This window comes from Micromonospora profundi (assembly GCF_011927785.1).
GTDB classification, from domain to species: domain Bacteria; phylum Actinomycetota; class Actinomycetes; order Mycobacteriales; family Micromonosporaceae; genus Micromonospora; species Micromonospora profundi.
The window spans coordinates 2,834,126-2,853,447 of sequence record NZ_JAATJK010000001.1 but is presented as its reverse complement, the minus strand read 5'-3'; the positions used below and the strand labels follow the sequence as shown (position 1 = coordinate 2,853,447).

General features: G+C 70.1%; 16 protein-coding genes. 9 read left to right on the top strand and 7 right to left on the bottom strand.

What is annotated here, in order from left to right; genetic code table 11:
* Positions 1 to 21: 21 nt before the first annotated feature.
* The 4 genes from F4558_RS12630 to F4558_RS12615 all read left to right on the top strand — a co-directional run bounded on the left by F4558_RS12630 (position 22) and on the right by F4558_RS12615 (position 5,256).
* Positions 22 to 1,020: a carbohydrate ABC transporter permease gene (locus tag F4558_RS12630; RefSeq protein ID WP_167944178.1), complete on the top strand. Its 999-nt coding sequence runs from the start codon at positions 22 to 24 to the stop codon at positions 1,018 to 1,020.
* Positions 1,017 to 1,853: a carbohydrate ABC transporter permease gene (locus F4558_RS12625; protein WP_082377255.1), complete on the top strand. Its 837-nt coding sequence runs from the start codon at positions 1,017 to 1,019 to the stop codon at positions 1,851 to 1,853. Before F4558_RS12630 ends, F4558_RS12625 begins: the two co-directional genes overlap by 4 nt.
* An 87-nt stretch (positions 1,854 to 1,940) precedes the next feature.
* A complete protein-coding gene (locus F4558_RS12620; RefSeq protein ID WP_209273271.1) occupies positions 1,941 to 2,933 on the top strand; it encodes a LacI family DNA-binding transcriptional regulator in 993 nt (330 codons plus the stop codon).
* Between the two features lie 262 nt (positions 2,934 to 3,195).
* Positions 3,196 to 5,256 carry a cellulose binding domain-containing protein gene (locus tag F4558_RS12615; RefSeq protein ID WP_167944176.1) on the top strand — a complete coding sequence of 687 codons (2,061 nt, stop codon included), beginning with the start codon at positions 3,196 to 3,198 and terminating at the stop codon, positions 5,254 to 5,256.
* A 481-nt stretch (positions 5,257 to 5,737) separates the two neighbouring features.
* Here the strand turns inward: F4558_RS12615 and F4558_RS12610 are convergent, their stop codons facing one another.
* Together F4558_RS12610 and F4558_RS12605 are read right to left on the bottom strand one after the other, a co-directional pair.
* On the bottom strand, positions 5,738 to 6,712 hold the full coding sequence (locus tag F4558_RS12610) for an endonuclease domain-containing protein (RefSeq protein WP_167944174.1): 975 nt from the start codon (positions 6,710 to 6,712) through the stop codon (positions 5,738 to 5,740).
* A gap of 761 nt (positions 6,713 to 7,473) precedes the next feature.
* Positions 7,474 to 10,284, bottom strand: a complete 2,811-nt coding sequence (locus tag F4558_RS12605) for a M14 family zinc carboxypeptidase (RefSeq protein ID WP_167944172.1) — start codon at positions 10,282 to 10,284, stop codon at positions 7,474 to 7,476.
* Positions 10,285 to 10,463: 179 nt separating this feature from the next.
* Here F4558_RS12605 and F4558_RS12600 point away from each other — a divergent pair, with 179 nt between their 5' ends.
* Complete coding sequence (locus F4558_RS12600) at positions 10,464 to 10,808, top strand: effector-associated constant component EACC1 (RefSeq protein WP_167944170.1); 345 nt, start codon at positions 10,464 to 10,466, stop codon at positions 10,806 to 10,808.
* Between the two features lie 54 nt (positions 10,809 to 10,862).
* Here F4558_RS12600 and F4558_RS12595 read toward each other — a convergent pair whose 3' ends face one another.
* Complete coding sequence (locus tag F4558_RS12595; protein WP_167944168.1) at positions 10,863 to 12,197, bottom strand: glycoside hydrolase family 18 protein; 1,335 nt, start codon at positions 12,195 to 12,197, stop codon at positions 10,863 to 10,865.
* Positions 12,198 to 12,342: 145 nt separating this feature from the next.
* Here F4558_RS12595 and F4558_RS12590 point away from each other — a divergent pair, with 145 nt between their 5' ends.
* Positions 12,343 to 13,227 carry a bile acid:sodium symporter family protein gene (locus tag F4558_RS12590; protein ID WP_053652887.1) on the top strand — a complete coding sequence of 295 codons (885 nt, stop codon included), beginning with the start codon at positions 12,343 to 12,345 and terminating at the stop codon, positions 13,225 to 13,227.
* 52 nt (positions 13,228 to 13,279) lie between these two features.
* On the opposite strand, the gene F4558_RS12585 is transcribed toward F4558_RS12590, so the two are convergent.
* Positions 13,280 to 13,699 (bottom strand): PPOX class F420-dependent oxidoreductase, encoded by a 420-nt coding sequence (locus tag F4558_RS12585; RefSeq protein WP_053652886.1) that lies wholly within the window; start codon positions 13,697 to 13,699, stop codon positions 13,280 to 13,282.
* A gap of 122 nt (positions 13,700 to 13,821) precedes the next feature.
* Positions 13,822 to 14,232, bottom strand: a complete 411-nt coding sequence (locus F4558_RS12580; RefSeq protein WP_167944166.1) for a VOC family protein — start codon at positions 14,230 to 14,232, stop codon at positions 13,822 to 13,824.
* 127 nt (positions 14,233 to 14,359) lie between these two features.
* On the opposite strand from F4558_RS12580, the gene F4558_RS12575 reads away from it, so the two are divergent.
* The 3 genes from F4558_RS12575 to F4558_RS12565 all read left to right on the top strand — a co-directional run bounded on the left by F4558_RS12575 (position 14,360) and on the right by F4558_RS12565 (position 17,777).
* On the top strand, positions 14,360 to 15,259 hold the full coding sequence (locus tag F4558_RS12575; protein WP_167944164.1) for an NAD-dependent epimerase/dehydratase family protein: 900 nt from the start codon (positions 14,360 to 14,362) through the stop codon (positions 15,257 to 15,259).
* Positions 15,260 to 15,538: 279 nt separating this feature from the next.
* Positions 15,539 to 16,717, top strand: a complete 1,179-nt coding sequence (locus F4558_RS12570; RefSeq protein ID WP_167944162.1) for a low temperature requirement protein A — start codon at positions 15,539 to 15,541, stop codon at positions 16,715 to 16,717.
* Positions 16,718 to 16,880: 163 nt separating this feature from the next.
* Positions 16,881 to 17,777, top strand: a complete 897-nt coding sequence (locus F4558_RS12565) for an acetyltransferase (protein WP_167944160.1) — start codon at positions 16,881 to 16,883, stop codon at positions 17,775 to 17,777.
* 72 nt (positions 17,778 to 17,849) lie between these two features.
* Here the strand turns inward: F4558_RS12565 and F4558_RS12560 are convergent, their stop codons facing one another.
* Together F4558_RS12560 and F4558_RS12555 are read right to left on the bottom strand one after the other, a co-directional pair.
* Positions 17,850 to 18,374, bottom strand: a complete 525-nt coding sequence (locus F4558_RS12560) for a DinB family protein (RefSeq protein ID WP_167944158.1) — start codon at positions 18,372 to 18,374, stop codon at positions 17,850 to 17,852.
* A gap of 99 nt (positions 18,375 to 18,473) precedes the next feature.
* Positions 18,474 to 19,235: an SDR family oxidoreductase gene (locus tag F4558_RS12555; protein WP_167944156.1), complete on the bottom strand. Its 762-nt coding sequence runs from the start codon at positions 19,233 to 19,235 to the stop codon at positions 18,474 to 18,476.
* Positions 19,236 to 19,322 lie beyond the last annotated feature (87 nt).

Sequence of the window (19,322 nt, the reverse complement as noted above, 5' to 3'; positions counted from 1 at the left end):
TAGAACCCGAGTGGAGCAGGCATGACCAGGCCATCGACCGTGTCGGACGACAGGCGCGGCGACACGGCGACCGACCCGCCGGCGTCGGGGCCGGGCACCGCGCGAAAGCGCGACCGCCAGCCCCGGCCCGGCCGGGGCACCGTCCTCGCTGTTTTCCTGGCGCCGGCCCTGGCGCTGTTCGTACTGCTGGTCCTCGCCCCCATCGTGGTGGCCGGCTACGCCAGTTTCTTCAAGTGGAACGGCTTTGGCCTGCCGGAGAACTTCATCGGGTTGGACAACTACACCCGCGCCTTCGGCGACCCGACGTTCCGCGGCGACCTGTGGCGTGGCCTGGTGCTGGTGGTGCTGTCCCTGGGCGTGCAGCTTCCTGTTGCGCTGGCCCTGGCCATGCTGCTCAACCAGCCACTTCGGGGGCGGGCCGTCTACCGGCTGATCCTCTTCGCACCGTACGTCCTCTCCGAGGTCACCACAGCCGTCCTGTTCACCCTGGTGTTCTCACCCAACCGAGGGCTCGGGGAGGGCGTCGCCCGGTGGCTGGGGGCCGACGCGGGCACCATCTTCGCCGACCCGGACACCGTGCTGTACGCCGTCTTCATGGTGGTGTCCTGGAAGTACTTCGGCCTCTACATGATGCTCTTCCTGGCAGCCCGGCAGGGCATCCCGAAGGAGCTGCACGAGGCGGCGGTGACCGACGGCGCCAGCGCCTGGCAGGCGTTCCGGCATGTCACCCTGCCCCTGCTCGGCCCGACGATCCGCATCAGCATCTTCCTGTCGGTCATCGGCACCATCCAACTGTTCGACATGGTGTGGGTGCTCACCGGCGGCGGGCCGATCCACTCCTCGGAGACGCTGGCCGTCACGATGTACCAGTTCGGCTTCCGGCGCTTCGAGGTCGGCTACGCGAGTGCCATCAGCATCACGATGTTCCTGCTGAGCCTCGTCTTCGCCCTGTTCTACCAACGCATCGTCCTGCGTCGTGACACGGCGGGCGCGATCACCACCCAGGGAGGCCAGCGATGACCGCCATGGCGAGCCGCGCCCAGCGGACCCGCAGCGTCGTGCTGCACCTCGTCTGCATCGCCGTCGGCGTGCTCATCGTCGTGCCGGTGTATTTCGGCGTGCTCGGCGGTTTCAAGGACAACGGCCAGTTGTCCAGCAACCCGCTGGGCTGGCCCGACCCGTGGGTGCCGAACTACCTGGAAATCCTGGGCAACGGGGTGTTCTGGCGGCAGCTCGGCAACAGTCTGCTCATCGCCGTGAGCAGCACCCTGATCGTCGTCGGCTCGGCGGCGATGGCCGCGTTCGTCTTCGCGCGCTACGCCTTCCGGGGCCGCGAGTTCCTGGTGACGTTGTTCGCGATCGGCCTCATGTTCCCGTTCGCGGTGGCCATCCTGCCGCTGTTCGTGCTGTTGCGTAGCGTCGGCCTGCTGGACAACCCGCTCGGTGTCATCCTGCCCCAGGCCGCCTTCGGGCTGCCGATCACCATCATCATCCTGCGCCAGTTCTTCCGGACCATCCCGGCCGAGGTCGAGGAGGCAGCCGTCCTCGACGGGTGCAGCGCCTTCGGTTTCTTCTGGCGGGTCCTGCTGCCGATGGCCCGTCCCGCCCTGGCCACCGTCTCCGTGCTGGCGATCGTGACCAGCTGGAACAACTTCATGCTGCCGCTGGTCGTCTTCAGCGACCAGAGTTGGTGGACCCTGCCCGTCGGGGTCCAGGCGTTCCAGGGCCAGTACGCCGACGACACCGCCCGGGTGCTCGCCTACGTCGTCCTGTCCATGCTTCCGGCACTGGGCTTCTACGCCGTGGCCGAACGGCAGCTCATCGGCGGCCTGACCGGCAGCGTCAAGGGGTGACCGCGAACCGCCGACCGATCTGAACCGTCCCGTCAGAGGAAGAAGGGGACCGTGGGCTCCGACAACGGCCGAAATGTCACAATCGCCATGATCGCACGTCTGGCCGGTGTCTCCGTGCCCACGGTCTCCCGGGTCATCAACGGCCGCTCCGACGTCGCACCCGGGACTCGGGAACGCGTCGAGGCGCTGCTCAACCACCACGGCTACCGACGCCGTACGCAGGCCCGGCGGACCGACGCCGCGCTCATCGACCTGGTCTTCAACGACCTCGACAGCCCCTGGGCAGTGGAGATCATCCGTGGGGTGGAGGACGTGGCCCTGAGCAGCGGCGTCGGCACCGTCGTCTCCGCCATCCACTGGCGCATCACGTCGGCCAAACAATGGCTGGACAACATGCGTACCCGGTCCACCGAGGGGGTCATCTTCGTGACCTCGATGGTGAACCCGCCGTTGCAGGCCGAACTGCGCCGGCTGCACCTCCCGGTGGTCATCATCGACCCCGCCGGTGTCGACCCGCAGGAGTCACCCACCATCGGCGCCACCAACTGGGCGGGCAGTCTGAGCGCCACCCAGTACCTGATCGGCCTCGGCCACCGCCGGATCGGCTTCATCGCCGGACCACCGCACCTGATGTGCAGCCGGGCCCGGATGGACGGCTACCGCGCCGCGCTCGGTGCCGCCGGCATCCCCGTCGACGAGGCCCTCATCCGACCTGGCAACTTCTATCACGAGGCCGGCTTCACCTCCGGTACGCACCTGCTGGCACTGCCCGACCCGCCCACCGCCATCTTCGCCTCCAGCGACCAGATGGCCCTCGGCGTCTACGAGGCCGTCCGTAAACGGGGCCTGCGGGTGCCCGACGACATCAGCGTGGTCGGCTTCGACGACCTGCCGGAGGTCCGCTGGTGCTCCCCGCCGCTGACGACGATCCGCCAGCCCCTGGCCGAGATGGGCATGCTGGCCGCACGGACCGTCCTGCGGCTCGCCAGCGGCGAGAAGACCGAGAGCCCGCGCATCGAACTCGCCACCGAGCTCGTCATCCGTGACAGCACCCGGCCACCCCGCCCGCCAGGAGCCTGATCGTCGTACGTCAGTCGAGGCGAGGCTGGCAGCCGCGTACCCCTTGAGATCGTCGATTCGGCCGTGACATTCTTGGCCGTCGATGAGCCGCGCGCGCGGGGCTGACCGCCGTCCATGGGCAGCCGGGACCAGCACAGGTCCCGGGGGACGGTGACACGAGCGATGGAGCGCCGGGAGCCATCCGTCCACGGGTCCGCCCGCCGCGCCGCACCCTGACCGGCGGGGCGACTCACTGTTCTGTCTCCGCGAAGGAACTCCGCCCATGCGTAAACCGAAAGCCCGCACGGCACTCCTGGTGAGCCTGGTGCTCGCCGCGGGAGCGCTCTCCGGCATCACAGCCTCCACCGCCAGCGCGGCGGCCGACCCGGTCGCCGTCACCGTGAACGCCCGCGCGGGGCTGGCCACCGTGCCCGACACGGCACTGGGTGTCAACCACGCCATCTGGGACCAGAACCTGGGTACGGCCGAGACGACCGACCTGTTGCGCGACGCCGGTGTGCAGATGATGCGCTACCCCGGCGGCTCGTACGCCGACATCTACCACTGGAAGGACCACACCGCCCCCGGCGGGTACGTGGCGCCGAACACCGACTTCGACACGTTCATGGCGGCGGTCAAGCGGGCCGGCGCGCAGCCGATGATCATCGCGAACTACGGCACCGGCACGCCTGCCGAGGCCGCCGACTGGGTGCGGTACGCCAACGTGACAAAGGGCTACGGCGCGCGGTACTGGACCGTAGGCAACGAGAACTACGGCAACGGGCACTACGGGTCGGCGTGGGAGGCCGACGACCACCCGGACAAGAGCGCGAGTCAGTACGCGCGCCTGGTCGTCGAGTACGCCGACGCGATGAAGGCGGTCGACCCGACCATCAAGGTCGGTGCGGTGCTGACGATGCCGGGCAACTGGCCGGACGGGATCACCGCAGGCAGCGACCCCGGGCCCTGGAACCAGACGGTGCTCTCCATCGCCGGCCCGAAGATCGACTTCGTGGACGTGCACTGGTACCCGGGAGGCACGGCCGCGGAGTCGTTGGCCCGGACCAGCCACCTTCCCGACGCGACGTACCTGCTCCGCGAGCAGCTTGCCCGGTACGCAGGCCCGAACGCCGGGCGCATCGGCATCAGCTTCACCGAGTTGAACGTCGACGCGGGCCGCACCACCCAGCCGGCCGCGCTGTTCCTTGCCGACGTCTACAGCGGGCTGCTGTCCAGCGGTGTCTTCACCGTCCAGTGGTGGAACGTGCACAACGGCATCGGCACGGTGTCGGAAGTGGCCGGCCAGACCGACTACGGCGACTTCGGGCTCCTGTCCAGCGGCGCCTGCACCGAAGACGGCTCGGTGTGTGAACCGCCGCTGAACACGCCGTTCGCGCCGTACCACGGGCTGACAATGATGAAGCTGTTCGCGAAGACAGGCGACCAGTTCGTCAGGGCCGGCACGGACGAGTCGCTCGTCAGCGCGCACGCGGTCCGCCGCGCCAACGGAGACCTCGCCGTGCTGCTGATCAACAAGGACCCGGACGCCGCGCACACGGTCACCATCGACTACGCCGGATTCACCCCGTCGACCGCCGCGCCGACGGTGTCCATACTCACCAACGGGGCGACGGGCATCACCACCAGCCAGTCCGGTTCCGCGACCAGTCGGACGCTGCCCGCGTACTCCCTGACCACGCTTGTGCTGCGCCCGGCCGGCGCGACCGCCGGACGGCCGTCAGCGCCGGGCCAACCCACCGCCAGTGGCATCACCGACCGCGCCGCGACGATCACCTGGCCGGCGGCCACGCCCGGCGGCAGCCCGATCGCCAAGTACGAGGTGTACCGGCAGAACGGTGCCGTCAGCGAGCAGCTCGGCGAGACGGCGGGCACCTCGTTCACTGTCGGCAACCTGGTGCCGGGCAGCAGGTACACGGTAAATGTGCTGGCCCGGGACACCGCCGGACGGGTCTCGTGGTCGTCACCGCCACTCACCTTCGCCACCGGCAGCCCGACGACGAGCGCCTGCACGGTCCGCTTCACCACGAACAACGACTGGGGCAACGGTTACATCGGGGGGGTCGAGATCACCAACAACGGGACGAAGCCGATCACCGGCTGGACGCTCACCTGGACCTGGCCGACCGGCTGGCAGCAGGTGAGCAGCGGCTGGAGCGCCACCTGGGAGCAGGTCGGCACGGCCGTGCGGGTCACCCCGACCGACGACAACCGGCAGATCGCCGCCGGGGCCAGCGTGAGTGCCGGCTTCGTCGGCGCGTACAGCGGCCCGAACGTACTGCCCACAGCGTTCAGCCTGAACGGCACCGTCTGCGCGAGCGGCTGACGCTGCGCCGTCGGGCTGGCGTCGTGCCGTCGGGCTGGCGTCGTGCCGTCGGACTGGAGCTGCCCCGACGGGCTGGCGTCGTGCCGTCGGGCTGGCGTCGTGCCGTCGGACTGGAGCTGCCCCGACGGGCTGGCGTCGTGCCGTCGGGCTGGCGCGCTGGCGCTGTGCCGTCGGGCTGGCGCCGTGCCGTCGGACTGGAGCTGCCCCGACGGGCTGGCGCTGTGCTGACGGGCTGACGCCGCGCCGTCCGGCTGGCCCGATCCTCGGGCCAGCCGGACGCGCCGTCAGTCGATCTGCCGGACGGCGGGCGTGGTCGACCCAGCTCGCCGCCGCCTGCGGGTCGGCGGCGAGCCGTCGGGTCCGCGCCGCCCTCACCTCGGCCGCTACCGACAGCGGCGACGGCCGGTAGACCGCTGAAACCGTCCGTCGATTGCAGATCTTGGACAGTTTCCGTCAGCTGGTAACGGAAACTGTCCAAGATCTACTCGTGTGCCGGGTCGCGGCGACGTGGGGTCGGAGTCCAACCGGCGGCCATGAGGGCGCGGCGGACCGTCGCGGCGACCTCGTCGGGGCGGGCGCGGACCAGCCAGGCCGGGAAGCGCAGGATCCGATCGCCGCTGGTCCAGACGTCGTTCTGCCGGCGCATGTCAGCCGCCCAATGCCGGGCGTCCATGTGGTGCGCACCGTCGACTTCAACCTGCACCCGCCATTCTCGCCAGTACGCGTCCAGCCAGCGGTTACGGCCCGCCTCGTCAACGCGATGTTCTTGAAGGTCTGGGGTGGGTAGGCGGTGTCGGCGGCACAGCCGCAGGAAATCGATCTCGGAGAGCGCCTGCGCGCCGCCCGCGATGTCGCTGACGGCCTGCCCGATCAGCCGCCGGCGAGGCGCCCGAGGGAGGACGTCGAGCACCGCCCGCAACTCCTCGGGCAGCACCCGGCGCTGCTGGCAGCCGGCGGCCAGCACCGCCTGCGCCTCATCCACGCCGGCCGCCCAGCCCGCCGCGTCCACAAGCGCTCTGGCCGTCGTGGTACGCGGTGGACGGGCGAGTTGACGATGAGACTCCGGCAGCACCGACGTGCGATGCACCAGCACCGCCGGCATGTCGATCGGAAGTCGACGCAAGGTGGTTCGCGCGGCACGGCGGTCTGCCGGCACCAGCACATGCAGTGGCTCCCGCCGCAGTCCCCGTACCCCGCCTTCCGCGGCGGCGGTCACCCCAGCCAGCACCGCCTCCGGCCCGGCAGCCAGCACCGCCACCCAAAGCTGTTGATCGCGGGTCAGTCGGCCGTTGCCGGTCAACAGGATCCCCCGGCAGACCGACCGCCACCGGCCGGAGCGAATCCGGCCCCGCACCTTCCCCTCGCTCAGCAGCCCGGAGACCTGCGCGGTCGTCAGGACGCCCGCCTGCTCGAAGGCGAGCCAGTCGAGTGCGTCGGCGTCATCGGCAGGCAGCATCCCGACAGCTTTCGCCGGCGGGCCGTCTCCACGCCACCAGATCTTGGACAGTTCCCGTCATTCGCCGTGCTGCCGCCCGCCGTGCTGCCGCCCGCCGTGCCGCCGGGCTGCCGTGCCGCCGGCCGCCGTGCCGTCGTGCCGGTCCGCCGATCCGCCGCCCTCGTGCCGGTCCGTCGGCCCGCCGCCCTCGTGCCGGTCCGCCGGTCCGCCGCCCTGCTGCCGGTTCGCTGGTCCGCCGTCGTGCCGCTGGGCTCAAGATCTTGGACAGTTTCCGTTACTTGCTAACGGAAACTGTCCAAGATCCTCGGAGTTGGCGCTGCCGTTGAGGGAGTGTGGGGAACTGGCGGGCGGACGCCCAGCGGGTGAAGCGTTCGATTAGGTCGGCCGGCGGGGCGGTCAGGTTGCTGGCGGCTTGTCCTGAAGCGTCCTCAGGTGGGCGAGCAGGGTCGCGCGGTCGAGTCGATCCGTGGTGAAAGGCGAGGCTTCGCGGGTGAGCAGGGCCGCGCGGTCGGACCGGTAGGTGGCGAAGACGGCGAGCGGGGCCAGGCGATGGCACACATCGTCGGTGTGTGGGACTCCGAGGATCCGCGAGGGCCAGCGCTGGCCTCCTGGCAGACCTGCGTCACCGAGGTCGCCCGGCGTCGTAGACCCCGCCAGATCCTCCGCACCACGCGACGACGACCCCCAGATCGCCCCAGAACGCGCAGAGGCGCCCGCCCCCAAGCCGCGAGGGGGACGGGCGCTTCGCGGTGCCGGTCCGGTCAGCCCACCACGGATCGCAGCGGCACCTGGGCGTCGCGCAGGGCGCGTACCAGGTCGGCGAGGAACGGGTGTTCGTCGACTTGGCGTCCCTCCGGGTTCGGGATCACGACGTACACCGAGCCGTTCTTCGCGGACGCCGTCGCGTCGGTGGTGAAGCGTTCGACGATCGCCTGGGCGCGCGGCAGGTCCGCCGCCGCGACCTGGATGGTGATGGGCCGCCACCCGCCGCCCAGGTCCGCCGCGACGGGCGCGGCGGCGGCGTTGGCCCGTGCCGGGTCGACCCCGGCCGAGCGCCGGGCGTCCGGCGTGGTCGCGCCCGCCGGGTAGAGCAGCGCGTTGGCCACCAGGTGCAGACCATTTTCGTTGTACGCCCGGAAGAGCGGGTTGAACGCGAACAGCACTGCCCGACCCGCGCCGGTCGGTTCGTCGACGACGGCTGCCGTGCCCTTGAGCGTGTCCGCGCCCACTGTGTAGCCGTTGGCCCAGAACGTGTCGCCCGTCGGATAGGTGAGCACGTTCGTTCCGGTGGTGCTGGGGTTGAGGATCGGGTCGCTGTTGTTGAACTCGAAGTCCTCGGCGGGACGGCCCAGGGCGACAGGGCTGTCGCGGTCGACGTCGACCCGCAGGTGCGAGCCGATCACCAGGTAGTCGGCAGGCTTGGGCTTTTCGGTCGTGGACGTGAGCCCGGCCGCGCGGGCCATCCGTGTGCCCTCGTTGCGCAGCCCGATGTAGGTGTGGCCCTGCGCGATCCAGTCGCGCAGGTTCGCCTGCCCGGTCGCGGTGAGCCCGCCGGTGGCGCTGCTGCCGTCGGGCACCAGCAGCACGGTACGGCCGGTGAACGCCTCGGTGTTGTCGTTGATGTCGGCGGTGGTGACCGGCTTCAGGTCGAGGCCCCACCGCTTGCCGAGAACGTACCGGGCCTCGCCGTGCGAACCGGACGTGGTGGAGATGCCGGTGCCCTGGAACAGCCCGACGTCGGGCAGTGTGAGCCGGGTGCCGGTGGGCCGTCCGGCCGGAGCCACTGTGACACCGAGCGACCGGGCCAGCTCGTCGACGCTCCGGCTCACCTTCGACGCCGCGATGGCCACTGTGTTCGTCGTCAGGTCCCGCACGAGGGGTACGCCGCGGTCGAGCAGGGTGAAGGTGAACTCGGCGGCGGCAGCCGAGTCCAGCTTGTACGTGTACGAGCCCCACGGCCACGCGAGCCCGGTCCGGCCGCCGGAGACCTTGCGGACGAGCTGCGCTTTGGGCCGTACGTTGTCGCCGGTGTAGAGGGTGGACACGCCCATCAGCAGCGGGTTGCTCCAGGAGGAGACGTCGTAGAAGTACGGGAACGGCACGTACGGGTCCTCGCCCATGATCGCCTGGATCCAGTGTTTCTGCGGCTGGTCCATCGGGATCCAGTACGCCCCCTGGGGCACTGTCACGTTGGTGGCGCTCCGGCCGCCGAAGATCCGGGCGTTCGGCACGCGGGTCGGCTTCTGCACCTCGTAGACCTCGACGTCCATCCGGCGCAGCCGTTCGACGAGCTGCCGGACATCGGCGAGCTGCCGGTCGGGCAGCAGGAAGTACGAGCGGATCGTGATGTCCGGCACCGGGAACTGGACCTCGTTGGTGGGCTGTACCACCTCGTTGGGCTCCAGCGTTCCCGCCCTGCCCTGGGCCAGCGCGTCGGTCCAGATGTCGAAGTAGCCGCTGAGCACCTCGCGCTTGTTGGCGGCGGCCCAGCCGAGCGTCGACCACTGGGTGTGGAACTGCTGCTGCACCCGGTCGGCGACAGCTGAAGCGCTGCCCTTCTCGTACGTCATGCCGGCCGCGCCGAAGCCGGTGGTCGGCACGGTGTCGCCGTAGCCCATGAAGAACATGTCGTACGTGGCGTAGTTGAAGTAGCACTCGGTCGTGACGGTGTCGTCGCAGGCGCCGTTGTAGCCGAAGCCGGCCTTGTTGGCCTCGCCGATCCGGTTGATCCAGTCCACGGCCTCCCCGGCGATCTCGTGGTGGATCGGGTCGGCGTTGGGCGGGAAGAAGTACTGCCTGCCACCCATCTCGTGGGCGTCGATGAACACCTGCGGCGGGTAGCGGCGCAGCAGTTCGAGCTTGCCGTCGGTCTCCTGCTGGGTGCGGGCGAACCAGTCCCGGTTCATGTCGAAGCCGAACTCGTTCTGCCGCCGGGTCGCGTCGCGGCCGTCCGGGTTCTGGGTCGGCACGATGATGGTGACCAGGTTGTCGTTGCGCTCGGCAACGTCGCAGGACAGGCCGGCGGCCAGTTCGTACAGCGTCTTGAGGGCGGCGTCGGTGCCGCTCTTCTCGCCGCCGTGCACGTTGGCGGTGACCCAGACGATGGCCGGGCTGTCCTTCGCCGTCTTGGCCGCCGTGCGCGCGCTGGTCCGGCGGGGATCCCGCAGGTCGCGTACGTCGTCGGCGATCTCACGCAGCGCGGCCGGCCGCACGTGGCGTTCGTTTGACACCACCGCGTACGGCAGCGGTTGCCCGAGCACGCTTGTGGCCATCACGCCCGTGACAACCCGGTCCGAGGCGTTGTCCACCGCCGCGAGGTAGCTGCGGACCTCGCCGTTGGTGACGACCCGCTCCTGGCCCACGCCGAGGGGGAAACCGAGCACGGCCTCCGGGGCCGGCACGGTGCTCAACCGCGCGCCCGGGTCGTTGCTGCACGGGGTGGGCCGGGCGCCGGCACCCGCGGCCGGTGTGCCGCCGAGCAGGGGAGTCATGCCGAGCAGGAGGGCGATGGTGGCGGCGCTCGCGAGCCGCCTCGGTGGGACCGACCGGAACGGGCGCATCGATGGGGCCATGTCTCGTGTTTCCCTTCTCGGGAACAGCCTCGCAGTGGCCGGAGCCTATGAAGCGTCGATACCGTGGTCAAGGTCCGATCGACTTCCGTGACTGCGTGGGATGCCGCTGTCCGGGCCGGCTGGCAGGATGGCGGGAGTGACGGGGCTGTGCCGATCACTCCGCTGCCGAGGAGGAGACGTTGCCGGATTCGTTCACACTCGCGCTGCACTCGGATCGTCCGGTGGCCGACGCGCAGCGGTCGCTGGCGTCCTGGTTGCGCGCCGACGACCGGCTGCACGGGACGGTGACCGCTGCCGCCGAGGAGGAGGCGTCTGTTCTGCTGGTGGCGGTCGGCGACGCTGGCGTGGCAATGGTGCTGGTCCAGGCGCTCGCCGGCTGGTTGACCCATCGCCGCGACGACGTGACTGTGACACTCAGCGGTCCGGCCGGGTGGTCGGCCGAGTTGGACGTACCCCGGGCTCGTGACATGGGCCAGGTGACGGCGCTCGTCGAGGCCGCAGTGCGCGCGGTGGCCGCCCGGTAGTCGACCCGCCGCCGGCCGGGAACCGGTCGGCGACGGGCCAGGAGCGCGGTACGCCTACCAGGTGGTCAGGCCGAGGCCGATCGTCTTGGTCAGCGTGGCGTTGTCGTCGTCGCCGTCCAGCGACCACATCATGGCGCCGGCCAGACCGGCCTGCCTGATGTAGAGCGTCTTCTGCAACACGACAGCCGGGTCGTCGTACGTCCAGAAGGTAGTGCCGTCGAACAGCCAGGCGTGCCCGGAGCGCAGGTCGCGGTGCACTGTGTAGCCCTTGCCGGCGAGGGTCTTGAGCTGCTTGTAGTCCTCGTAGCCAGCCTCGAAGGTGGCCGGCGCCGGGCCGGTGGCCGGCTGGAAGAGGCCGTTGCCGCCGCCGCTGACGCCGGTCCAACCCCTGCCGTAGTACGGGATGCCGAGGACGAGCTTGTTGCGGGGCGCGCCACGGGCGATCCAGCCGTCGATGGCCACCTCGGCGGAGAAGTCCGGGTTGTCCGGTGCACCCCGGGGTACGCGCAGCGCCGACTGCTGGTTGGTCACCGCGTCCCAGCCGCCGTGGAAGTCGTAGCCCTGCACTGTGGCGAAGTCCAGGTACTTGAAGATCTTGCGGCCCTCGTAGCCGGCGTCCATGGTGGCCGGGTTGGCCGGCAGGAACGCGGTCAGCGGGTGGTGCTTGCGGGTCGTGCGGCCGTACCCGTCGAGTTGCCTGCGGAACTCGGCGAGCAGCTTTGTGAAGTTCTCCCGGTCCTCAGGGCGAATGACGTTGCCGGGCTCTCCCTCCCAGTTGGGCCACTCCCAGTCGAGGTCGACGCCGTCGAAGACGCCTGCCGCGGCTCCCGGGCTGCCCGGCAGGTTGCCCTTGAGGTAGATGTCGATGCAGGACGCGACGAACGCCTTGCGGGAGGCGTCGGTGCGGGCGGCGTTGGAGAAGTACGTCGACCAGCTCCACCCGCCCAGCGAGATCAGCACCTTCAGTTCGGGGTGCTTGGCCTTCAGCTTGGCGAGCTGGCCGAAGTTGCCGTTGAGCGCCTGACCGGGGGCGTCGGCGACACCGTCGACGCTCTCCTCGGCGGGGACGGGTCGCTGGTAGTCGGCCCAGGCGTCGCCCTCGCCCGGCCCGCCGTCCACATAGCAGCGGCCGTCCTCGCTGACGTTGCCGAAGGCGTAGTTGACGTGGGTGAGGCGGCTCGCCGCCCCGGAGGTGTCGAGCTTCTTGACCGGGAAGGCGCGGCCGTAGATGCCCCACTGGGTGAAGTAGCCGACCCGGTGGAAGCCGGCGCGCTCGGGTTTGGCGCCCGTACCCGCACCTGCGCTCGCGGCGGTGGGCGGGGCGGCGGTGACGAGCAGGGTCGCCAGGGCGACGACTGCTGTGAGACGGCGGTGGCGCAACTGTCGCATCGGCACACTCCCACGAGGCATCAAGCAGAATTAGTTAAGATACTTATCTGATTGATGAAGTTAAGCCGATCACCGTCAACGGTCAAGAGCCGCCAGCCACATGGGGGATTGTGACGGCGTTACCCGGTGGTAACGATGTTGTGCCATGGACTCAGCCCTGACATTGATCGGCCTGCCCATCGCCCTCGGCATCATCATGCTCGGTCTGGGTCTCGGGCTGACCACTGAGGACTTCCGCAGGGTGGCCCAGCATCCGAGAGCCGCCGTCATCGCGCTGGTGTGCCAGGTGCTGGTGCTGCCGGCGATCTGCTTCGGCCTCGTCCTGGCCTTCGGCCTGGCGCCGGAACTGGCCGTCGGCATGATGCTGCTGGCCGCGTCCCCGGGCGGCACGACCGCCAACCTCTACAGCCACCTGTTCGGCGGGCACGTGGCCCTGAACATCACACTGACCGCCATCAACTCGGTGCTCGCCGCGTTCACCCTGCCGATCCTCGTCAACCTGTCGGCGGCGTACTTCCTGCCCGACGGGCGAAGCATCGGCCTGCAGTTCGACAAGGTCCTCCAGGTCTTCGCCATCGTGCTCGTCCCGGTCGCGATCGGCATGCTCATCCGGGCCCGGGTGCCGCAGGTAGCCGAGCGGCTGAACCGCCCGGTCCGGATCCTCTCCGTTGTCGTGCTCGTCGCGGTGATCGCCGGGGCCGTGCTCGGTGAACGCGAGAACATCGCCGACTACTTCGTCTCCGTCGGCCTCGCCGTCCTCGCGTTCAACCTGCTGAGCCTCGCTATCGGGTACGGGGTGCCGCGCCTTGCCGGGGTCGACCGGAGGGCAGCGACGGCTGCCGGGTTCGAGATCGGTATCCACAACAGCACACTGGCCATCACGATCGCCCTCAGCCCGGCACTGCTCGACAACGCCCAGATGGCGATCCCGGCAGCCGTCTACGGCATCGTCATGTTCTTCACCGCGGCGGCCTTCGGCTACCTGGTGACCCGCGTCGGCGCCCGCTCCACCAGCGCGGTGACGCCCTGACGGGCGTATCGCCGAGCAGACCGCCCGCGATGGGAACGAGCCCGAGCGGGCGTCAGCCGACCTGGTCGTTGTCCTTGAGCGCGCCCCAGCCGTGCCAGCGGTCGATCTCGATGAGGGCGCTGACCCGGTCGCGTTCCCGCCGCGGGTACGCGTCGCCCGTGTAGTGCCGCGCCAGCCTGTCGATGTCGGCGAGGCCCTCGTCCTCGCGCAGCTCGGCGACGTGCCCGATGACGCTGAGGTGGGTGTACCAACCGGCCTCGTCCAGCACGGTGAGGGAGACCCGGGGATCGTTGCGGATATGGCCCAGCCGGCGGCGGCTCGCGTCCATGTTGACCAGGATCCGTCCGTCGTCCCACAGGTACCAGGTGGCGGCGGACACCGGCTGACCACCGGCCTGAAGCGTCGTCATGACAGCCGGGTTCGGCTTCTTGAGCATGGCGATCGCGGTCTCGGGAAGCGGTGGCTTGGACATGAAGTCTCCTCCTCGCGTGAGCGTTACCCCTGCACGTTACGCATTCGGGGGCGCCGTGCACGCCGGGACGCGCGCCAACGGGCGGGTCGCCACGAGGTCGATCGAGCCGCCGCCGGGCACTCTCAGCGAAGCTCCTGGATGCGTACCATGTTGCCGGCCGGGTCCCGGAAGGCGCAGTCACGGATGCCGTACGGCTGCTCGGTGGGCTCCTGGACGACCTCGGCGTCGCGGGCCTGCACCTTCTCGAACGTGTCGTCGAGGTTGCGGGTGGCCAGCAGGATCCAGCCGTACGTGCCCTTGGCCATCATCTCGCTGATCATGCGCCGCTCGTCCTCGGTGAGGCCGGGGTCCGCTGTCGGCGGCGCCAGGAGGATCGACGTGTCGGGCTGCCCGGCAGGGCCGACGGTGATCCACCGCATGGTGCCCTGCCCGACGTCGGTGCGGACCTCGAAGCCGAGCACGTCGCGGTAGAAGGCCAGCGACTCCTCGGGGTCGACGTGGGGAAGAACTGTCGTGTGAATGGTGATGTCCATGACGATGATGCTAGGGACGGCGCACCGTCGCGTACTTCTCGATTCCTGACCGATCCGGCGAACGGGGCCGGCGTCGCACGGGTGGGCCGGGTACCCGGAGCCGCGCCCCGCTGGAGAGGATGGGTGCATGAGTGATCCCATACTCCCCAGGCGCGTCGTCGTCACCGGCGCCACCGGCAAGCTCGGCCGTGCCGTGGTAACGCACCTGCGCGCCGTGGGCGTCGACGTGCTGGCGGTGGACCGTGCCGGCGGACGCGACCCGCGCGACGTGGACGGCGAGTTCCTCCTCGTCGACCTCACCGACTACGGCCAGGTGGTGGAGGCGTTCACCGGGGGCGCCGACGAGCACTCCGGCGGCGTCGAGGCCATCGTGCACCTCGCGGCGGTACCCGCCCCCGGGCTGATGTCCAACGCGACCACGTTCGCCAACAACTCCGCCGCCACGTACAACGTGTTCGCCGCAGCCAGGGCCGCCGGCATCAGACATGTGGTGTGGGCGTCGAGCGAGACGGTGCTCGGGTTGCCGTTCGACACGCCGCCGCCGTACGCCCCCGTCGACGAGGAGTACGCGTCACGGCCGGAGTCGACGTACTCGCTGAACAAGGCCCTTGAGGAGGAGATGGCGCGGCACTTCTGCCGCTGGGACCTGGAGCTGGTCATGGTGGGCCTGCGGTTCTCCAACGTGATGGACGTCGAGGACTACGCGGCGTTCCCGTCGTTCGACGCCGACCCGCGGGCGCGGCGGTGGAACCTGTGGGGCTACATCGACGCCCGCGACGGCGCGCAGGCGGTCGAACGGGCGCTCGCCCACGACCGGCCCGGCGCCGACGTGTTCATCATCGCCAACGCCGACACCGTCATGACCAGGTCCAGCGCCAGCCTCATGGCCGAGGTCTACCCGGGAGTCGAGATCCGCCGGGAGTTGGGCGAGCACGAGACGCTTCTCAGCATCGACAAGGCCCGCCGGGTCCTGGGCTTCGAGCCCCGGCACTCGTGGCGCAACCATGTGGACCCGTCCGGTCGTTGAGCCCGTGCCCGTCGGGTCGGGCCATGGCCATCCCAGCCGCGCCTGACCCGGCCGCCGCCGGATCCGCGATAACTCGCGGGAGCCCGCGAAGATCGGGATAAAGTGCCTCAACAGGTACGGGGTGGACCGGTCGGCGGGGAGGCTCGGGCGATGGCATCGGCGCAGGCCAGCTCATTCGCCGGATGTGTCGGCACGCCCGTGCCGGTGACCCCTGACCGGCTGAGCTGACCACGTGCGGGGACCAACCTGCCGGCCGCCGGGCCGGGCACGAGCATGCTGATGCCCTCGTGGTCGCGCGGGCTGGCCGACAGCCGCAGCCCGCGTAGCGCGACAGTCCTGGAACTGCTCGTCGACGTCGTCTACGTCTTCGCGCTCGCGCGCCTGGCGGGCCGCGTCGCCGACGACCTGACCATCGTCCGGCACGCACTGCTGTCGGAGGCGGGTCAGACGCTGCTGTTCTTCACGGCGATGTGGATGATCTGGTTTCTCAACGCCGTCATGTCCAGCACCTACGATCCCCGCCGCACCGACATCCAGGTCATCCTGCTGGCGACGATGTTCGGCACGCTGGTGCTGGCGGTCAGCCTGCCGCAGGCGTTCGGCCAGCGGGGTCTGATCTTCGCCTGCACGTACGTCATCATCCAGGTGGGCCGGCCGCTCTATCTCACGCTGGCGCAGTGGGGGCATCCGCGAGGGAAACTTCCCGCCCGGGTACTGACCTGGTACACGGTCTCCGCCGTGCTGTGGATCGGCGGCGCCATCAGCGGGGGCTTCGGGCGTGGGGTCTTCTGGACCATCGCCCTCGCCATCGAGCTCGTCGGCTCCGCCATCCACTGGCCGGTGCCCCGCCTCGGCACGAAACGACCACGGAACCCGTTCGGGATCTCCGAGGCGCACCTGGCGGAGCGGTACAACCAGTTCTTCATGATCGCGTTGGCCGAGGTGGTGCTGGAGACGGGGCTCGCGGTGAGTTTCCCAGGCTTCTCGACCGGGCGGACCATCACTCTCGTCGCCGCCTTCGTGACGGTAGTGGCGTTCTGGCGGCTGTACTTCTACCACCTGGCCCCGGGGCAGGCCGCGGACTCGAACGCGCTGCGCCTGGCCCGGTCGTCGGGCTTCAGTCTGATGCTCATCGTCGCAGGCATCATCTGCACAGCGGTGGGGTTCGGGCAGGTCATCCACGACCCGCACCCGCCGATCGACTGGGCGCTGGTGGTCATCATCTGCGGCGGCCCGGTGCTGTTCCTGATCGGGCGCGCCTATCTGGAGCGATCTTCGATGCGGCCGCGCTGCCGGGTGCTGCCGATCGGCGTGCTGGTGCTGGTCGTGGCTACCCTGCCCCTGCTCTTCCTCCCGCCGGTCGCCGTGGCCGCCATCTCGGGGCTGATCCTGGTCGGGATCGCCGTCGCCGACGGGTATATCCACGGGCGCGGCTCGCAGACCAACCCGACGTTGTAGCCGACGCCGCGTGCCTTGTGACCGGCGAGCACGTCGGGTAACTTCTCGGGCACGCCGTCGAGCCCGAGAGGAGGTCAGAACAATGTCCGATGTTCTGCGCCCTCTCCGCGTTCCGGCGTCCACGCGGATCTGACCGGGGCGCGCGCTTTCCGGAGGACCTGCCATGACCGACCTGGTCATCCGCCCGCTCGTCGCGGGCGAGGAAGAATTGTTCGACTCCATGCCCGACCCGTTGCCGCAGTTGCGCAAGATCGCGTACGCCGACGGCATCGCCGCCGGCGGCTACCGACCCGAGAACACCTGGGTCGCCCTGCGCGCCGGCCAGGTGGTCGGTAGGGCGGCCTGGCTGCTCCCGCCCGGGGCCGTCGGCGCTCCCTGGCTGGACCGGTTCGACCTGGTCGCCGAGCCGGAGGTGGGGGCCGCGCTGCTGCGCGCCGCCCACGAGGCACTCGGAGGTCCGGGCGTCTACTACGCCGCACTCCCGGCGCACTGGAGGCGTCGACCCGAGGTGCTGGCAGTGGTCAGCGCCCCGATGGAGGCCGCCCGACTGGCAGGGCTTGTCGAGCGCGGAGAGCGGCTGCGGTGCTCCTGGACAGGCACGCCGCTGCCGACGACCTCCGGGCGGTACACGTTCCGCAGGCCACTCGACAAAGCGGAGATCAACACCTTGGTCGCGCGGATCGCCGAGCCGGACGTGCTGACCGGGGTGGAGACCGCGCAGGGGGTCGGCGGAGTCGACCTGGCCACGGACCCCCTTGCCTGGCTGGGGGATTCGACCGAGCAGTGGCGGGTCGGGGTGGCCGACGGTGAGCCGGTGGGCCTGGTCAGGCCGACCGGCGACGCCTGCTTCCCCCTCATCGCCTACCTCGGCCTGCTCGACGACGCCGTCCGGGGTGAGTTGCTGGTCGAGGCGGTCCGGTTGCTGGCCGAGGACGGTGCCCGGGAGGTGATCGCCGACGTGGACGCCCACCGGGTCGCGGTGCTGGCCGAGTTGGAACGGACAGGCTTCCGGCAGGTCCGCTCGCGGGTGACATTCACGCCGGCGGCCGAACAGGAGTAGACGGTCGGGGTGCGCCTACCACCAGGGCGCACCCCTTCCGGTGCCGAGGGCCGTCAGTGGCGGGCCGGGTGGCTATTCGCGTGCGTGGCGCAGCAGGCGGAGCTGGCCGATCTCAGCGGCGTTCTTCATGAGCTCGGCGTTCACCCAGGCGATCATGTGGGCGACGGTGTGTGCCGGGTCGCCCTGCCACGGAAACGGCGCGATGCCGTCAAGGTCGGCGTCGTCGAGCCGCGCCAACACCTCCAACCATTCGGTGCGGAGGTCCCGCAGCCAGGCCACCGCCTTGTCGCCGTCACCGGGCCAGCCGATCTCGGCACGTTCCCGTGGCGGACGCCCCTGGGCGTGGTCGAGGGCGACAGTCCACCACCAGCCGATGTGCCAGGTGAGCCACCCGATCGTCGGGACGGGGATCGGGTCGGGCTCGGCGTCCGCCCAGTCCGGTGCCCATCCGCCGTCGTCCGCCGGGCGTACCGTCCAGCAGTGCGCGGCCGGCTCCCAGAGGAAGTCTGCCGGCTCCAGCCGTTCCAGGTGGTATTCGAACAGCGACCAGGTCAGGTCGAACTGCCACTGCAGGACGTCACGACGGGATACCGGCACCCGACGACCGTGCCATATACCCACATTCCCGGTCGAGCGGGTTTGGCGACCCGTGCGGCGCGAGTTGGCGGCAGACGCCGGTGGCGATCCAGTCGGGCGTCAGCGTTCGCGACCGGGAAGCATCGTCAGGGCCTTCGAGCGCTGCGCGACGAGGTCGGCGTAGGTGCCGTCGCGCTCGGCCCAACGGTGCATGAGAACGCCCTTCACGAGGATTTCGTGCGGGGTGGGGTTCGCCGAGAGCAGTTGCATGACCTCGGTGGCGAAGTCGTCGAGCGGCAGCGCGTGGGGGTTCACCTTCTCCTGCCCGGCTGTCGCGACGGCCGGGGGGACGAGTTCGACGACGTCGACACCGGTGCCGTCGAGTTGTGCGCGCAGCGCCTCGGAGTAGGCGTGCACCGCGGCCTTCGAAGCGGCGTAGCTGGGCATGGGCGGGAACGGCAGGAAGGCGATGCCGGAGGTGACGGTGATGAAGCTGCCGGCACCCCGACCGACCAGATGCTGAGTGAAGGCGTCGATGACCCGGATGGTGCCGACCAGGTTGGTGTCGATCGTCGCCTCCGCCGTCGGAAAGTGCGCGGAGTCGCGAAGGTCTTCCATGAGCATGACACCCGACATCGTCACCACCGTGTCCAGTTCGGGGTAACGGGCGAGCACGGCGTCCCGGGCAAAGCCGACAGAAGCGCCGTCGGTGACGTCGACGTCGAACGTGCCGAAACCTTCCGCGGCGAGCTCCGAGAGGGCCTCGGGGCTACGACCGCCAACGGCTACGGTGCTGCCCGTTGCGGCGAACCGCCGGGCCAGTTCTCGCCCGATACCCGAGGTGCCGCCGACGATGAAAACTGTGCGGTTGGAGAGATCCACGAGATCTTCCCTTCGATCCAGAGGGCGCCGACGCGTGAACTCGCGGGCGCAAACAGTGATGCCCGCTGTCCTTTCCGAACAGGGCGA

Coding starts and splice junctions, on each gene's coding strand:
- F4558_RS12630 (WP_167944178.1), top strand. CDS start 22: ATGACCAGGCCATCGACCGTGTCGGACGACAGGCGCGGCGACACGGCG.
- F4558_RS12625 (WP_082377255.1), top strand. CDS start 1,017: ATGACCGCCATGGCGAGCCGCGCCCAGCGGACCCGCAGCGTCGTGCTG.
- F4558_RS12620 (WP_209273271.1), top strand. CDS start 1,941: ATGATCGCACGTCTGGCCGGTGTCTCCGTGCCCACGGTCTCCCGGGTC.
- F4558_RS12615 (WP_167944176.1), top strand. CDS start 3,196: ATGCGTAAACCGAAAGCCCGCACGGCACTCCTGGTGAGCCTGGTGCTC.
- F4558_RS12610 (WP_167944174.1), bottom strand. CDS start 6,712: ATGCTGCCTGCCGATGACGCCGACGCACTCGACTGGCTCGCCTTCGAG.
- F4558_RS12605 (WP_167944172.1), bottom strand. CDS start 10,284: ATGGCCCCATCGATGCGCCCGTTCCGGTCGGTCCCACCGAGGCGGCTC.
- F4558_RS12595 (WP_167944168.1), bottom strand. CDS start 12,197: ATGCGACAGTTGCGCCACCGCCGTCTCACAGCAGTCGTCGCCCTGGCG.
- F4558_RS12590 (WP_053652887.1), top strand. CDS start 12,343: ATGGACTCAGCCCTGACATTGATCGGCCTGCCCATCGCCCTCGGCATC.
- F4558_RS12585 (WP_053652886.1), bottom strand. CDS start 13,699: ATGTCCAAGCCACCGCTTCCCGAGACCGCGATCGCCATGCTCAAGAAG.
- F4558_RS12580 (WP_167944166.1), bottom strand. CDS start 14,232: ATGGACATCACCATTCACACGACAGTTCTTCCCCACGTCGACCCCGAG.
- F4558_RS12575 (WP_167944164.1), top strand. CDS start 14,360: ATGAGTGATCCCATACTCCCCAGGCGCGTCGTCGTCACCGGCGCCACC.
- F4558_RS12570 (WP_167944162.1), top strand. CDS start 15,539: ATGCCCTCGTGGTCGCGCGGGCTGGCCGACAGCCGCAGCCCGCGTAGC.
- F4558_RS12565 (WP_167944160.1), top strand. CDS start 16,881: ATGACCGACCTGGTCATCCGCCCGCTCGTCGCGGGCGAGGAAGAATTG.